We start from the raw sequence: 15,377 nt of genomic DNA on the forward strand, positions 1-15,377 counted from the left end.
AACGCAGCGGTAGCCGTCCATGATTGAGTTTCGTCAGGTCACCAAGCGATACGACAGTGATCACACTGCCCTCCGCCAGGTCAATTTTGGCCTGGAGCGGGGTGAACTCGCGTTTCTCACCGGCCACTCCGGTGCGGGTAAGAGCACCCTTCTGAAACTCATTATGGTGATGGAGCGCCCCAGTGCTGGCGAGGTAATCGTTGGCGGGCAAGTACTGAACCGTTTGCCCCGCCGGCAGATTCCCTATATTCGCCGCCACATCGGTGTGGTGTTTCAGAACCATCAGCTGCTGTTTGACCGTACGGTTTTTGACAATGTGGCCATGCCTTTGGAAGTCATGGGGGCATCCCCACGCGACACCGGGCGCCGGGTCCGTGCCGCCCTGGACAAGGTGGGGCTGCTGAGCAAGGAAAGAATGAATCCAATGCAGCTCTCCGGCGGTGAGCAGCAGCGAGTGGGTATTGCCCGGGCAGTGGTTAACAAGCCCCCGGTGCTGCTGGCGGATGAGCCGACCGGTAACCTTGATCCGGCGTTGTCTTCCGACATCATGAATCTCTTTGGCCAGTTCAGCCAAGTGGGTGTCACTGTATTGATTGCCACTCACGATATTGCCCTGATCAACGAAATGGGGCGGCGAACCCTGACGCTTGACCACGGTCGCCTTACAGCGGGTGGCGCGCCGGTGTTGGGAGGTGTGAGTGGCCACTGACCCCCGTCGGAAGCCGGAGCAGTCCCGTGGAGCCAACAGGGCTCGCTCGGCATGGCGCGAGCAGGCAGAAAGCTACCTGACCCACCACCGCAAGGTGGCGCGGGACAGCGCCCAGCGCCTATGGCATACCCCGATTGCCAGCCTGATGACCTGGACAGTAATGGGGGTGGCGCTGGCGCTGCCGGTCGCGTTGCTATTGTTGCTGGCCAGTCTTCAGGGTGTGAGCGCCGGCTGGGAGAGCAGTGCACGGGTGACTGCCTATATCGAACTGGACGTGCCCCTGGAGCAGGCCCGCGAGCTCCGTGACGGGGTGGCCGAAGACGGCCGGGTCGCCAGTGTCGAGCTGGTGGATCGCGATCAGGCGCTGGAAGAGTTCCGGGCATCGTCCGGGCTTGAAGATGCCCTGGATTTCCTGGAAGAAAATCCCTTGCCACACACCCTGCTAGTGACGCCCGAGGAAAGCGCCCGTTCCGCCGAAGGCGTGGAAGCTCTGGTTCGGTTTATGGAAGGGATGAAAGGCGTCGAACGGGTTCAGGTGGATCTGGGCTGGTTGCAGCGTCTGAATGCCATGACCGATCTGTTGGCCCGGGCTGTCTGGGCACTGGCTATCCTGCTGGCGGCTGCTGTGGTGCTGGTGATAGGGAATACGGTGCGGCTATCCATCGAGAGCCGGCGGGATGAAATTCTCGTCGCCAAGCTGGTGGGCGGCACCGACAGCTTCGTTCGCAGGCCCTTTCTCTACACCGGCGCCTGGTTCGGTCTCGGTGGTGGGGTAGTTGCACTGATACTGTTGCAGCTCTCCTTATGGTGGCTCAGCGGGCCTATAGAGCGGCTGGCAGGCCTGTACCGGAGCGATTTCTCGCTCAACGGACTGAATTTTGATGGTGCCCTGGCGTTGATTATTGTAGCGATGCTGCTAGGCTGGCTTGGCGCTTGGGTCGCGGTGAAGCGTCATCTTGATGACATGGAACCGGGCGATATTGCCGGAGGATAATGATCCGGATAGCGGGAAAACCGTATTGAGGAAACAGCTTCCGTTGACGTAGTGTCGAAGTCAGCAGAGTCATGGTGGGTTTTCCAGATAGTTGATTCCTAACGTTTTACTGGGAAGTTCGGGAACTTTTAGGGTTCTTGGCGGTCTAAGTTTTTATTGATATATTCAAGGGCCGTCGGGTTCGGAGGTTAAAGCATGGGTACGAATTTACAGCTGGTTGACAGACTGGTTCCGGGCGCAAATCTCGAGTCGTACATTCAGGCAGCGAGCCGCATTCCGGTACTTACTGCGGATGAAGAGCGGGAGCTGGCTGAGCGGCTCCATTACGAGGGCGACGTAGACGCAGCCCGTTACCTGGTTATGTCACACCTGCGTTTCGTGATCCACATTGCCCGGAGCTACTCCGGGTATGGTCTGGCTCAGGCCGACCTTATCCAGGAAGGCAACGTTGGCCTGATGAAAGCGGTCAAGCGCTTCAACCCGGAATTCGGCGTTCGGTTGGTGTCGTTTGCCGTGCACTGGATCAAGGCCGAGATTCACGAGTTTATTTTGCGCAATTGGCGGATTGTGAAAGTGGCCACCACCAAGGCCCAGCGCAAGTTGTTCTTCAATCTGCGCAGTCAGAAAAAGAAGCTGGCCTGGTTGAGTCACGATGAGTTGAATGCGGTGGCGGAAGATCTGGGTGTCGCGCCCAAGGTAGTTCGGGAAATGGAAGGCCGGCTGGCCTCCCATGACACGGCATTCGATGGTCCGATGGACGATGACGATGATAACGCCTATCAGGCGCCGGCGTATTATCTGGAAGACGTTCGTAGTAATCCGGCCACCCAGCTGGAGAATTCCGACTGGTCAGAGGATTCCAATGGCCGCCTGATGCAGGCCCTGGAGCAGCTGGATGAGCGTAGTCAGGATATTCTGCGCGAGCGCTGGTTGTCGGAAAGCAAATCAACGCTGCATGAGTTGGCCGACAGGTATGGCGTTTCTGCGGAGCGGATTCGTCAGCTTGAGAAGAATGCGATGAAGAAGATTCGCGTGCAGATGTCTGAGGCGGCCTGATTGATTGGCTGGCCTCAGCGGGCCAAGTAGCTAAAAACGCCACCACCAGTTCCGGTTGGTGGCGTTTTTGTTTGTATAATCGTTAGTTGGACTCCGTGGAAGACGGGATGGGGTGGGGCCTTCCAAAACACGCTCCTTGCGGCACATCCATGTGGCGCTTGGGCTCCGCCCCTCAGTGCTTATTGCTCCTGCGTCGCACTGAGGGTCCGGGGCAGGCCATCCATGGCCAGCCCGTGAAGCGCTTTCGCGCTCCACCCATGGCTCCGCACAGTTTTGGAAGGCCCCACCCCATCCCGTCCCGAACATTTGATGCAAGGGCCGAATAAAAATGACCTCGAATTATCCACACATCGCCTTTCTTGGTATTGGCCTGATGGGCGCGCCGATGACCCGCAATCTTCTCGATGCAGGTTTCCCGATGACTTTGTGGAACCGGACCACCAGCAAGTGTGAACCGTTTTCTTCCGAGGCAACCATCGCAAAATCTCCGGCAGAGGCGGTTGCCAATGCTGACTTGGTGATCACCATGCTGGAGAACAGCGATGTGGTGGAACAGGTGATGGTGGCCCAGGGTGCGATTGAGGCTCTGAAACCGGGTGCACTGGTGATCGACATGAGTTCTGTCCAGCCCTCCGTGGCTCGTCGCCATGCGTCACTTGCGGCGGGGCAGGGCGCGGGGTATGTGGACGCGCCGGTCTCTGGTGGCACTGTGGGCGCTGCTGAGGCGCGTCTGAGCATCATGGTCGGGGGTTCGAAGGAGGACGTTGATCGGGCCCGGCCGGTGTTTGAGGCATTGGGCAAATGCACGCGGATTGGTCCGGTGGGGTCTGGCCAGCTGGCCAAGCTGGCCAACCAGGCCATTGTCGGGATTACGATCGGGGCCGTATCCGAGGCACTGTTGCTGGCAGCCAAGGGTGGGGCTGATCCGGCGGCGGTTCGGGAGGCCTTGCTGGGTGGCTTTGCCGGTAGCCGGATTCTGGATTTGCACGGTCAGCGGATGATTGACCGGGATTTTGCCCCCGGTGCGCCGGCTCGTATTCAGCTCAAGGACATGCGGATGATTCTGGATGAGGCTCGCGCGGAAGGTTTGACGCTGCCGCTGGCGCAGCAGACCCATAATGAATATCTGTCGCTGGTGGCCAATGGTCACAGTGATGTTGACCACAGCGGCCTGCTGCTGGAGCTGGAGCACCTGAACGGTGCTTTGCTCGGCTCACTCGGCCGCGGCCCGAAGGAGTAACGACACCATGCCCCGTTTTGCTGCCAACCTGTCCATGCTGTTTACCGAAGTGGATTTCCCGGAGCGCTTTGCCATGGCTCGGGCTGCCGGGTTTGAGGGAGTTGAGTACCTGTTTCCCTATGCCTACCCGAAAAACATGCTCAGCCAGATGCTGAGCGACAATCAGTTGACCCAGGTACTGTTCAACCTGCCGCCGGGTGACTGGGATGCCGGTGAGCGGGGTATTGCCTGTCTGCCAGACCGGGTGAAGGAGTTTCAGGGAGGGGTGGATCAAGCCATCGAATATGCCCGGGCATTAGGTTGCCGTCAGCTGAACTGCCTGGCAGGGTTAAGGCCAGCTGGCCTGTCAGAGGAAATTGCATGGCAGACGCTGGTGGCGAACGTTACCTGGGCCGCCGATAAGCTGGCAGAGGAAAATATAACGCTGTGCCTGGAAGCCATTAATTCCCGGGTGGATATGCCGGGTTTCTTTCTCGATACCTCCGGCAAGGTGCTGGCGCTGATTGAGGAGGTAGACGCAGACAACGTTCGCCTGCAGTATGACCTTTACCATATGCAGATCATGGAAGGGGATCTGGTGCGCTCGATGGAGTGCCTGTTACCGTGGATTGGCCACATTCAGTTTGCGGATAACCCCGGGCGCCACGAACCCGGCACCGGGGAGATTAACTTTTCGAATGTTTTTGCAGCCATCGATCGCATGGGTTATGAAGGCTGGGTTGGGGCCGAGTACCGGCCTTCAGCCGCTACGGGGGACAGCCTCGGCTGGTTCGTGGGTCAGGGGTGACCGTCGCCATAGGCGACACCCTCTTACAAGATCGTAACTGGCCGGCTTCCCAAGTTCTTCGTACCCTTGGGGTCAATCTAATCCGCTATCGGGAGGAGAGCCGGTGAAAGCGCTGGTAATCGAAGACGATCAGGACGTAGCAAACTATCTTGTTAAAGGGCTGAAGGAATCTGACTTCGTGGTCGATCATGCGGCTGACGGCAAGGAAGGTATGATGATGGCGGCCAGTGAAGACTACGACATTATGATTGTGGACCGCATGCTGCCGGGGATGGATGGGCTGTCTATCATCAAGACCGTCCGGGCGACCGGAAACCAGGTGCCGGTTTTGATTCTGAGCGCCCTGGGTGATGTGGACGACCGCGTCGAAGGCTTGCGGGGCGGTGGTGACGATTACCTGACCAAACCGTTTTCCTTTACCGAACTGCTGGCTCGCATCGAATCCTTGATTCGACGTAATCGCCAGGCGGCGGAAACCGAAACGGTTTTGCGGGTGGCCGATCTGGAAATGGATCTGCTGGCCAGGACCGTCAAAAGGGCTGGCCAGAATATTGACGTTCAGCCCCGTGAATTCCGGTTGCTTGAATACCTGATGCGGAACGCCGGCCAGGTGGTTACCCGGACCATGCTGCTGGAGAAAGTCTGGGACTATCACTTTGATCCCCAGACCAACGTCATCGACGTTCACATCAGCCGGCTGCGTGCCAAGATCGATAAGGAATTCGAGACACCCTTACTGCAAACCATCCGGGGAGCAGGGTACATGTTACGTGAAACTGCTTAGTCAGCTAAGGACTTCGTCTTTTCAATTAGCCCTGTTGTACATGGTGGTGTTTGCCACCTCGGTGTTTTTGCTGCTCGCTTTTATTTACTGGCGCACAGCGGGCTTCATGACCGCCCAGACCGACGAAACCATTGAAGCGGAAATCGCCGGTCTGGCGGAGCAGTATCGGGGCCGTGGCGTAAACGGCCTGATTACCATTATTCGCGAGCGTGTTGCCCGCGATCCCAATGCCAAATCCATTTATCTGTTGACGACCGACGACTTCCTGAAGCTCGCCGGAAACATCGAGACCTGGCCTGAAGGCAGCCGATCCGAAAGCGGCTGGATCAATTTCACCCTGAACGAATCTGTCGGCTGGACAGGCCCTGAGCGCCTGGCCCGCGCCCGTATTTTTGAGGTTCAGGGTGGCCTGCGCTTGCTGGTGGGCCGGGATGTGGATGAACTTACCAATCTTAAGCGGGTGATTGAAACTGCCATTAACTGGGGGATGGGGATCACTCTGGCGCTGGCCCTGCTGGGCGGCTTTTTGATGAGCCGGAGCACGACCCGGAGAATTGAGGTGATCAACAACACCTCCCGCCGAATCATGAATGGCCACTTGTCCCTGAGAATTCCTACCCGTGGAACGGACGACGATTTTGATCAGCTGGCGGAAAACCTGAACCAGATGCTGGACCGCATTGTTTATCTGATGGAAGGTATCCGGCACGTTTCCGACTCCATTGCCCATGACCTACGCACCCCCCTGACCCGCCTGCGGAACCAGCTTGAAAATACCCTGATGTCGGTGGATAACGATGAAGCGAGGGAACAGGCCGGCCGAGCAGTGGCCGAGGCCGATCAGTTGCTCGCCACCTTCAACGCCCTGCTGCGTATCGCCCGGCTTGAAACCCGGGGCAATGCCGCTGATATGACACCGGTATCGCTAGATGCGCTGGTTACCGACGCGTGCGAACTCTATGAAGCCCTGGCCGAGGATAAAGACCAGTCTTTTGAGCAGTCCCTGGAAAACGGGGTGATCATCGAGGGTGATCGGGACCTGCTGTTCCAGATGGTCAGTAACCTGATAGATAACGCGATCAAATACACCCCGGAACATGGTGCTATCGGTGTCGCCGTGCGAAAGGAGGGGGCCGAGGCCATCTTCGAGGTTCGGGACAGTGGTATCGGCATTCCCGATGCCGAGAAAGATCAGGTGTTCCAGCGTTTCTATCGTGTTGGCAAGAGCCGCTCACTACCCGGTAATGGTTTGGGGCTGAGCCTGGTGAGTGCCGTTGCTGAAATCCATCAGGGCCGGATTGTTTTGACCGATACCCGGCCCGGTGAGACCCCGCCCGGATTGACTGTCACCGTCCGGATGCCTGCCTTTACCGAGGCCCGGAAACGGATACGCGCAGCACAGGCGGAACAGCCGGCGGATTCAGCGGGCGGGGAAACCCGAACCGCAACCGAAACCACCGGCGCAGAAACTCACTGACTGGCGCGGAACCGGTGAATCCTCGACAGCACCGGAGCGACCAGCGCGTCCTTACGGGACTCAATCTGATGGGTAATCTTTTCAACCTGTGAACGGCGGCGATTCACCCGCACCTGAATGCTGTCCCACTCTCCTTCCAGGTGCTTCTGTTCCGCCATCAGGAAGGCCGCAACGTTATGGCGGTTCACCTTGCCGGTGATGCCGAACTGGTCTAGTCGATAACCAAGGGCGTCCACGCCGTTCAGCGCCATATTCAGCAGTGTTTGAGTATTCATGTCGATATCTCCGTGACTGAAAACTGGGAAAAATTAATTTTCCAAAGTTATGCCTTGTCCCTAGAGTGTGCAACCTAATTAGAAAGTCGCGTGTTCGCACTTTCCCTGACTAAAAGGTAATTCGTCGGCCACGCCGGCGTAATGCTCGCTGTGGATAATGGAATTTGTAGCTTTGGAAGCCTGCACGAATTGTTGCTTGCTTCTCCCTCCAGCACAGCGCTAGCCTTACCCCGTTTTTACGGGGTTTTTTTATATCTCCCATTCCTGTATTCCCATTGGCAGAGGACGTTGCGAATCAATGACCAAGGTTCCCGATAATGGTGGGCCACGCCCCCGATACATCACCCCAGACGGTGAACGGGCGCTGCGTGAGGAGTTGCAGTATCTGTGGAAGATCAAGCGGCCGGAAGTCACCCAGGCCGTAAGGGAGGCTGCTGCCCTTGGTGATCGCTCTGAAAACGCTGAATACATCTACGGCAAAAAGCAGTTACGGGAAATCGACCGCCGGCTTCGCTTTCTGGGTAAACGGCTGGATGAGCTCACCGTTGTGGACCGGTTGCCTGATGATCGCAACAAGGTATTTTTTGGTGCCTGGGTGACTGTGGAAGATGAGGAAGGCGACGAGCAAACCTATCGACTGGTGGGGGCCGACGAATTTGATCTGAACAAAGGCTATCTGAGTATCAACTCGCCGCTGGCCCGGGCCCTGATCGGCAAGCGCCTCGACGATGAAGTGAATGTTCGCACTCCGGAGGGTTGGAAATCGGTATTGGTGGTCGGCATTCGCTACCAGGAACCTTCCGGCGACAAGTGAAAAGCGTCACAGAATCGTCGACTGGTCGGGCAATCGGTGTATTTTGACGATAGACTGATCAAAATTTGTCACACGCTTATGTAGGCAAGGATTTGTCAGCCGGGATTTTCACCATGGGTATGCGTTCGGATTGCGAAAAAACGGAGAGCAATGCCAGGAGTTCGCTGGTTTTTGCCGGCCTGACGGCATTACTGATGTGCCCGGTCCTTGCCCTGGCCGAGGAGACCTCATCGGCTGACAGTGAGGGCAGCGCCTTCCAGTTTGAAGAACGATCCACCCTTCATACCATTCCGCTTCGTTCCATCGAGGAAGAAGCCCTGTCGAATACCGTGATTGAAGGCGGACTTTCGGCGCCGGCAGTGGGCGTGCCGGTAAGGCCTCGCACGGAAGATGATTTCTATCTGGACCCATTGTCGCTTCAGCCCGGCGACAGCCGTACCGACCTGGGCCGATCGGAAATTCCGGTGGAGTTCCGGTTCAGCAATCCCAAGTCCATTCCCGGACAGACCCACGGCAACAACTACGTGATCCGCCCGCCCGAGAACCGCACCTACGATGCCCTGAACATCAATATGACCGGGCGTTGAGCCTGGTCTCAGGCGGCGGCACAGCCGGTACTGTCTATTGCTGCCTTGCCCAGAACATCCTCGTAAAAGAATGTCAGTGCCTGACTGGCCTGGTTGAACCTTGCCCGGGATACTCGAATGCGGTCATTCAGATACTGCAGAAACAGCTGGCGGTCTTCATTGCCCAGGGCTTCCGGGTCTTTCTGACCGTGGAACAGCACGAACCGCGTGATCCAGTGAAGGTAGGTCTGCTCTGCACGCTGATTGAGCTGATGTTTGCGGATGGCGTCCTTGACCCGGCCCACAAGGCCCGGCTGGGATTCATCCAGCGACTCGTCGATGTCCATATGAGTAACTCTTCCTGATGTATTGGTGTTGCTATAATGCGCGCATCTTATGACAGTCTTTTGACCATCGCAAAGGTTTTAGGTGGGGGATTGATCCCGGTCAGGCACCGCACCGGGATCCGGAGTGCAGAGAGGCTTACTTGAGGGCTTCGAGCTTGTCGATATACTGCTGCATGGCGTCTTCGCTAGACATGCCCTTGAGCTTTTCCCAGGCATCAAACTTGGCCCGGCCAACAAAATCCATCATGCCTGGGCGCTTGCCAGACACATCACCTTCTGTGGCCTGTTTGTAGAGCCCGTAGAACTCAAGTTTCACTTCGTTGGATGGCTTGAAGTCACCTTCGGCGGTCTGAATGTAGTTAACGGCTTCATCAAAGCGGGTTTTCAGGTCACTCATTTTTCGATTCCTTTATCTGGCTTACATCTCGTGAAGTGCCATTATTTCATCGGCATACGGTCGCACTGCTTCAATATCTCTCACGGGAGCATTGCGGATCACTTTGTTGGATCTCACCGTGCTTTCCATCATCTTCCGGATGTTCTGTTTCTCAGCTTCAGGCAGATTTTCCATTAAAGCCATGTAGTTCTCCATTGCCCCCGTATCCACGGCGGGCTGGCCTTCCGCGTGGATGGCCATGTACGCCGTGAAAATACGGTCGCCTATACGGCCCCACTGTTCAAGACTCTCGAAGCCGTGACGCTCAGCCACGGCACCTACCTTTCGTTGCGTGGGCGGATGGTTACTCAGCTCGTCTACCATACCCGAATACATACGGGTGAAGTCTATGTTCCAGTCGTCACTGCCTGTGAATTCCTCGTCCGGCTCGCTTGCTTCCGAATCGTCAAAAATGGATTGCATGTCCTGTAAGCTGGCAAGAAAGGATTCAATGGTTGAGCTTCTCAGATCGGAGGCATGGGCTGGCACTACCAGCAGGCATAGCGTTATCGCCAATGTAAGCTGGCGATAATTGCAATAGGTGAGAATGCGACGGGCGTGAGCGTACATTGAAAGTTCCTTTTTCTGTTGAGGTATTTTCCTGTCGGACCGGAAAGCGGAACCGGAACGGATTCGTAATCTACAATATTTCCCAACAGCCAGAAAGCTCGGTATCGCGTGGGATAAGTGGCATGCGCTGTAGTGAGATCTACATCAAGTCTCTGGAAGACATCCACAAGTTACGGATCGATCTGATGCAGCGGTGTCCACTGCACTGGGTGTTCTTGACATCATATTTTGGCCGCAAATGTGCTCCCTAGCTAAACAAAAGCGAACATTCGAGTCAGGGCTTTCTTCCGGAGCTTCCAAGCTCATCACAGCCATTCCATCCAGTATGATTGGCGGAGCAAATTGCAGACGCTGAATGATTACATGGCAGAGATGGCCCTGCTCGGCTAAGCTATTGTTTTATCAATTTATGTGCAGCGCGATTGATAGCTCAAAGTCAGTAGTAATGGCGCAGTTCAATATCTGCAATGATAAAGTGTGCTGCCTAATTGCTGTTAGTTGGTAGAGCATATGGAGCATGTTGTAAACATCATAGATGCATTAGCGTGGCCAGCGGCAGTTGTCTGGCTGGGCTACCTCTTCCGTTCGGATCTCCGAAAACTGCTCGGCCGAGTGACATCTCTGAAATACAAGGATGTCGAAGCAAGATTTGAAAAAGAGCTCGCTGCTGCAGAGGAAGAGGCAAGAAAGGCGTTACCGAAGAAGGAGAAGCCATTATCTCCTGCAGACGAGGAGCCCGTTTATCCTCCCCCTTACGATGAACGATATGAGCGCTTGCTTCGCATTGCCGATGAGTCGCCCCGCGCGGCTTTGCTCGAAGCATGGGTTGAGGTGGAGGCATCTCTTTCCGAAGCCGCAGAGAGAAACGGTATCCAAAATTCTCGCAGGGTCTCCCCTCGTAAGGTTGTTCTTGAGCTAATTAATACCGGAGGTTATGCGAAAACATTGCTTTCGTTTTTTGAGGATCTTAGAGGATTACGCAACGAAGCTGCTCATGCTCCCCATTTTGTGCCGACGAGCAAACAGACACGCAGGTACCTACAAATGGCGATTGAGCTTGCTCTCACCTTGCAGAATCCATTGGAACCAACTAACCAGCCACGCAAGGCGGACGCGTGAGACGCGCCGCTTCGTTCCGCGTTAGGGTTTCAGAATGACATGGATCGTTGGTAGAACATTTGTCTCGGGCTATGCAGCAATTATCTCCGATGTACAAGTAACGTGGGGCTCTCAGTCTGCCGACTGTCTGAGAAAGGTTTATGCAGTAGCGCCAAACATGGCGTGCGGGTTTTCCGGGAGTGTCGAGACAGGCTTTAAGCTTCTTGCAGATATGAGGAGGTTTGCAGCAATCCATGGTGCTGACGAAAAGTTAATTAGCCCGAGGAGATTTCTTCAGGAATGGCATCGGTCAGGTAGAAGAGAATTTCAAAAATCTCCTGTAAAGGATCAAAAATTAGGTTGCTCCCTTTTGTTAGCAGGCTTTTCACCGAGAGAGTCAGTAGGGAAAAATGTTTACTCGCCACGCACTGATATTATCGTCATGCGACATTCCAATGGGTTTCAACCTAAGGTGATGTGTCGTAACCAAGCAACATCAATAGGCTCGGGCAGCACGAAAGAAAAGTACGCAATGTTTTTGGACGATCTCAATGAGCCGAAGAACTCTGTAACGACCGATAGTGATCACGGTTCGTTAGGCAAAGCTGGTGAAACGTTGGCTTTCCTCACCTCGATAATGATGCGACAGAATATAGAGGCCGGTATCAGCCCGCATGTTCATTGCACTCTGGTCGGTTCTTTTGGGGTACGTTCTGAAGCAATAGATTTTACTTGCAGCAAGGGTGACGAAAAAATCGAGCACAAGATGCCGCCGGTTGCCGCGACTCATAGTGATTTCAAAGAGTTTGAGAGAAAATTCATCGGGTTAGGAAGTGCGTTGGCACTTGCGTAAAGTGGGTCGCTTTCCATCAAAATCCTAACAATTAATTCAAGTTCGCTACGGCCCTGATGGGCCTCCGCCGGACCGCCTTGTCTACGCACCGCTCCGACAAGTCGGCCGCTTGACATTGGCGTTAGTCAGGGAGTGATTTCGGAGTGTTTTGGAGAACAATTCCAGGAGCAGTCAATTTAGCAGCATTATCGTCGATGCTTCTGCTGCTAGTAAAGTTGTTCATATTCAATCAAATTTCTGAGCCAGTTGACGGCTTTCATGAGCTCGGACTGGTTATCGAAGCGGTGCTTGCATCAGTATTAGCGAGTTACGTTTTCTACCTGATAGTAGTGCACTTCAGAGAGGTGCGAGAAAAGACAACAATCTATCCCTTCGTAACACGGTGGGCGAATCTTGTAGTGCAAGATTGCAGAACGCAGATCGCCGGCTTCTCTAAGGTGGATCCGACCAAACTCGATTTCCAAACTTTGGAAAAGCAAGACATCGAAGCTGTTTTCGCTAGATTAGAACCTAATGGAGGCGCCCCGTTAGTTTTCTGGCAAGGAGGGCAGGCAAACTGGCTTCAATATTTTGAAAACTATAGGGTTAGATCTTCGCATCACATTGATAAGATAATGACGCAGCTTATATTTCTTGAAGCCCCGCTGGTGGCTTTGTTGATGAAAGTCCAAGACTCAAGACATTTTAGCCTGATCGAAAGTTTGTCGAGGGTCAGATTGAACAACGACAATCTTATGACTTTTGCAGGCGGTTTTTTCGAGTATGTGCAAGCCTGCCGGGAGTTGGACGGGTATCTGAAAGCCCACGCTATTCACTCGGCTAATGACTAACAAGTCACGGAAGCCGGAGGCTTGAGACGTACCGCTTAGTTTTGGCGGTATCGCACCATCTGAATGTCCGCTTTGCGACCAGGCCGAGCTTCTCAAAAACTCCCAAACAAAAGCGAACATAAGAGCCAGGGCTTTGCTCCAGTGACTCCAAGCCAGCCACCGCCATTTCATCCAGTTTGATTGGCGGAGCACGTTGCAGAAGTTAGATGACTACGTGGCAAAGATGGTCATGCTCGGCTAAGCTATTGTTTTATTGTTTTATTGTTTTATTGTTTTATTGTTTTATTGTTTTATTGTTTTATTGTTTTATTGTTTTATTGTTTTATGCACAGCGTAATTGGTGGCTCAAAGTTAGTAATAATGACTCAGTCAAATTTGTGCAATGGTAAAGCGTGCTGCCTAATTGCTGTTATGAGGATAGCCACAGGATCAACTATGGGACTGCGACGTTTAGTTAAGGTCAAAATCGGGTTCAAGTCGAGCAGATTAAGCATCGTCCGAATTGTGCAAGCCACCGATAGCGAGCTGATCCTTTCGAATGGGATGACTATCAAGATTTTGGATGAGTGGCGAAAGCACCTTAGCTTCTGGGCCAACGGTGAAACCGGGGCAATTTACTACGACAAACAGAAGTTTTGCGGGACGGAGGCCTACACAATCTTAAATCATGGCAGGTTTACCGGAATAGTCGTTCGCGTAGATGCTGATAGAGATATTTCCGCAAACCATGTGCTCGGTGTAAACCCTCCGATGGGTTGGTCCGGAGGGAATTATGTTGATTATTGCCAAGAAATTATGGCCGGTGAATTTGGAGCTTGGTCTGAGCTAGCGATGACTTTGTAGTCAGCCCACCACCTCGTAACAATGTGGTCAATGGGACACCAACTACGGCGCGCTCCGTTGTCGTCCATTACCACAGGCGTTAAATTCTCGGGAATGAGGGCGATCCGCAGATGAGCCTACTAGTATTGGTGCTAGGAATTGTATTGTTTCTCGCTGGAGCCTATCTCCAGAGTGAGGACCGAAACAGCACCGCTGCATGGTGATTCCTGGGTATAGGGGTCTTTTTGTGGGTTGGCTCAATATACTAGGGTGCTTCATGCGCCACTCATCTCAGCGCTAAATCTGGCACGGAGCCATTATGACGCCTTTTCAGAATATCTGGGTGATACTCTGCACCTTCGGACCCGCAATATATGTGGGTTTGGTGGTCAATTGGTGGTCGGGAATTATTGCCTACGTTGCGGCAATGCTTCTTAGCAGCATTCTTGGTTGGGGGTTGGTCAGTCTTTTGCCTGTGAAACACCTTGCTGCAAGCGGCTACCTAAAAAACTTTTTCGTTGCTCTCGTAATCGTCGCGTCGGGATACCTTATCGGTGCCCAATAAGTGCTTTATTAGCATATGAGCCAGCATAAACTTGGATCGAAGAAACTTTGTCAGCTGGCTCTACTGTCGGTGTTCTGGGTGCCTTATTTTATATTGCCCTGGCTCACCGGCTGGTCGTTCGCCTCAAGTGTAAGTTGTGATTGGTGTTGGGCCGACGTTCTGCGCCACGCATTCGCAATGTTTGGTTACGGAACAATTGGTTGCCTATTCTACGCAGTGACTTCTCAACGAAAGAGTTTGGAGTCGTTTGAAACAAAGCTGTGGCAAGCCATGGGGATCAACGTTTGCTTTTTCATAGCAACACTCTACCTCACGGCAAACTGGGACATCATTCTTTTGTAGCGTCAGTAATTTAACAAATAATTCCAATTCGTTCCGCGCCATACGGCCCATCACCGGACGCCCTTTTCTCCGCTTCGCTGCAAAAGGTCGCCGCTAAACAAAAGCGTTGATTTGGACAGAGCATGCTCTCAAAGGTCATAAGTGGTGGGCAAACTGGCGCTGATCGTGCTGCGCTAGATGCTGCTCTTACATTGGGGTTTCCAATCGGCGGCAGCTGTCCTGTCGGGCGGGTGGCTGAAGATGGGCCGATCAATAACGCATACACGTTGACGGAAATCGGCGGAGGGTATCGCCAGCGAACAAAGCAAAATGTAACGGACTCAGACGGTACGGCTATTTTTTACGAGTCTTATCTTCGAGGAGGAACGGAAACAACCGTTCTTTTTTGCATTCGGCAAAGCAAACCGTACAAACTTATTGATATCGCTCTGGTGGAGCCTCTGCGCGCAGCAGAGCTTCTTAGTGAATTTGTCCGTGAGCTCAACGTAAGTATCTTAAATGTCGCAGGTCCAAGATCAAGCGGTTGCCCAGCAATATACAACTACGTGGTACAGGCACTGAGCCATGTGCTAAAGCAATCCACATAACCGAGCGAGGCACGGCGACACCTACTGCATTGCGGCTTCACCTCCATTCCGTAACCGCGCATGCTCGCTGGCGTTATCCGAAAGTCTGAAAGTTCGCTTTGCGACCAAACGCCCAAGTTATGATTTCAATACCATCAAGTGCATCACGTGACCTGCCCCCAATAACTAAACCACTCACTGCTTAGTAATGTCGGTTAATTTCGACCCTTTTCCCGTAGTCCGGTA

General features: G+C 53.9%; 18 protein-coding genes. 14 read left to right on the top strand and 4 right to left on the bottom strand.

Annotated elements, in window-relative coordinates:
• Positions 1-19 precede the first annotated feature (19 nt).
• The 7 genes from ftsE to ACN0XM_RS17810 all read left to right on the top strand — a co-directional run bounded on the left by ftsE (position 20) and on the right by ACN0XM_RS17810 (position 7,047).
• Entirely contained in the window at positions 20-709 is a 690-nt protein-coding gene (ftsE, locus tag ACN0XM_RS17780; protein ID WP_417568275.1) for a cell division ATP-binding protein FtsE, read from the top strand.
• Positions 699-1,703 carry a permease-like cell division protein FtsX gene (ftsX, locus tag ACN0XM_RS17785; protein ID WP_417568276.1) on the top strand — a complete coding sequence of 335 codons (1,005 nt, stop codon included), beginning with the start codon at positions 699-701 and terminating at the stop codon, positions 1,701-1,703. The genes ftsE and ftsX overlap by 11 nt, the downstream gene beginning before the upstream one ends.
• Positions 1,704-1,898: 195 nt before the next feature.
• Positions 1,899-2,759: an RNA polymerase sigma factor RpoH gene (gene rpoH / locus ACN0XM_RS17790; RefSeq protein ID WP_417568277.1), complete on the top strand. Its 861-nt coding sequence runs from the start codon at positions 1,899-1,901 to the stop codon at positions 2,757-2,759.
• A gap of 328 nt (positions 2,760-3,087) precedes the next feature.
• Positions 3,088-3,999 carry an NAD(P)-dependent oxidoreductase gene (locus ACN0XM_RS17795; protein ID WP_417568278.1) on the top strand — a complete coding sequence of 304 codons (912 nt, stop codon included), beginning with the start codon at positions 3,088-3,090 and terminating at the stop codon, positions 3,997-3,999.
• A 7-nt stretch (positions 4,000-4,006) separates the two neighbouring features.
• Positions 4,007-4,786 carry a hydroxypyruvate isomerase gene (gene hyi, locus ACN0XM_RS17800; protein ID WP_417568279.1) on the top strand — a complete coding sequence of 260 codons (780 nt, stop codon included), beginning with the start codon at positions 4,007-4,009 and terminating at the stop codon, positions 4,784-4,786.
• 103 nt (positions 4,787-4,889) lie between these two features.
• Positions 4,890-5,570: a response regulator transcription factor gene (locus tag ACN0XM_RS17805; RefSeq protein ID WP_099618467.1), complete on the top strand. Its 681-nt coding sequence runs from the start codon at positions 4,890-4,892 to the stop codon at positions 5,568-5,570.
• Positions 5,557-7,047, top strand: coding sequence for an ATP-binding protein (locus ACN0XM_RS17810; RefSeq protein WP_417568280.1), 1,491 nt, complete (start codon positions 5,557-5,559; stop codon positions 7,045-7,047). Before ACN0XM_RS17805 ends, ACN0XM_RS17810 begins: the two co-directional genes overlap by 14 nt.
• On the opposite strand, the gene ACN0XM_RS17815 is transcribed toward ACN0XM_RS17810, so the two are convergent.
• Positions 7,041-7,322 (bottom strand): hypothetical protein, encoded by a 282-nt coding sequence (locus ACN0XM_RS17815; protein ID WP_417568281.1) that lies wholly within the window; start codon positions 7,320-7,322, stop codon positions 7,041-7,043. The two genes, ACN0XM_RS17810 and ACN0XM_RS17815, sit on opposite strands and share 7 nt — an antisense overlap.
• A 298-nt stretch (positions 7,323-7,620) precedes the next feature.
• On the opposite strand from ACN0XM_RS17815, the gene greB reads away from it, so the two are divergent.
• Together greB and ACN0XM_RS17825 are read left to right on the top strand one after the other, a co-directional pair.
• Positions 7,621-8,136, top strand: coding sequence for a transcription elongation factor GreB (gene greB, locus ACN0XM_RS17820; protein WP_417568282.1), 516 nt, complete (start codon positions 7,621-7,623; stop codon positions 8,134-8,136).
• A 113-nt stretch (positions 8,137-8,249) separates the two neighbouring features.
• Complete coding sequence (locus tag ACN0XM_RS17825; RefSeq protein WP_417568283.1) at positions 8,250-8,723, top strand: hypothetical protein; 474 nt, start codon at positions 8,250-8,252, stop codon at positions 8,721-8,723.
• Positions 8,724-8,731: 8 nt separating this feature from the next.
• Here the strand turns inward: ACN0XM_RS17825 and ACN0XM_RS17830 are convergent, their stop codons facing one another.
• The 3 genes from ACN0XM_RS17830 to ACN0XM_RS17840 form a co-directional block, all read right to left on the bottom strand.
• Positions 8,732-9,049, bottom strand: coding sequence for a site-specific integrase (locus ACN0XM_RS17830; RefSeq protein WP_417568284.1), 318 nt, complete (start codon positions 9,047-9,049; stop codon positions 8,732-8,734).
• A gap of 136 nt (positions 9,050-9,185) precedes the next feature.
• Positions 9,186-9,446, bottom strand: coding sequence for an acyl-CoA-binding protein (locus ACN0XM_RS17835; RefSeq protein ID WP_417568285.1), 261 nt, complete (start codon positions 9,444-9,446; stop codon positions 9,186-9,188).
• Positions 9,447-9,467: 21 nt separating this feature from the next.
• Positions 9,468-10,055: a hypothetical protein gene (locus tag ACN0XM_RS17840; protein WP_417568286.1), complete on the bottom strand. Its 588-nt coding sequence runs from the start codon at positions 10,053-10,055 to the stop codon at positions 9,468-9,470.
• A gap of 510 nt (positions 10,056-10,565) precedes the next feature.
• Between ACN0XM_RS17840 and ACN0XM_RS17845 the strand changes: the two genes are divergently transcribed.
• The 5 genes from ACN0XM_RS17845 (at position 10,566) to ACN0XM_RS17865 (ending at position 15,152) form a co-directional block, all read left to right on the top strand.
• Positions 10,566-11,174, top strand: a complete 609-nt coding sequence (locus ACN0XM_RS17845; RefSeq protein WP_417568287.1) for a hypothetical protein — start codon at positions 10,566-10,568, stop codon at positions 11,172-11,174.
• 34 nt (positions 11,175-11,208) lie between these two features.
• Positions 11,209-12,006 (top strand): hypothetical protein, encoded by a 798-nt coding sequence (locus ACN0XM_RS17850; RefSeq protein WP_417568288.1) that lies wholly within the window; start codon positions 11,209-11,211, stop codon positions 12,004-12,006.
• A gap of 143 nt (positions 12,007-12,149) precedes the next feature.
• On the top strand, positions 12,150-12,836 hold the full coding sequence (locus ACN0XM_RS17855; RefSeq protein WP_417568289.1) for a hypothetical protein: 687 nt from the start codon (positions 12,150-12,152) through the stop codon (positions 12,834-12,836).
• A 435-nt stretch (positions 12,837-13,271) separates the two neighbouring features.
• Positions 13,272-13,679, top strand: coding sequence for a hypothetical protein (locus tag ACN0XM_RS17860; protein ID WP_417568290.1), 408 nt, complete (start codon positions 13,272-13,274; stop codon positions 13,677-13,679).
• A gap of 1,008 nt (positions 13,680-14,687) precedes the next feature.
• The gene (locus tag ACN0XM_RS17865) at positions 14,688-15,152 is read left to right on the top strand and encodes a YpsA SLOG family protein (RefSeq protein ID WP_417568291.1); all 465 of its coding nucleotides are present in this window, start codon (positions 14,688-14,690) and stop codon (positions 15,150-15,152) included.
• The last annotated feature ends 225 nt before the right edge of the window (positions 15,153-15,377 follow it).

Origin of the sequence: Marinobacter sp. (assembly GCF_048269445.1) — a bacterium.
Taxonomy (GTDB): domain Bacteria; phylum Pseudomonadota; class Gammaproteobacteria; order Pseudomonadales; family Oleiphilaceae; genus Marinobacter.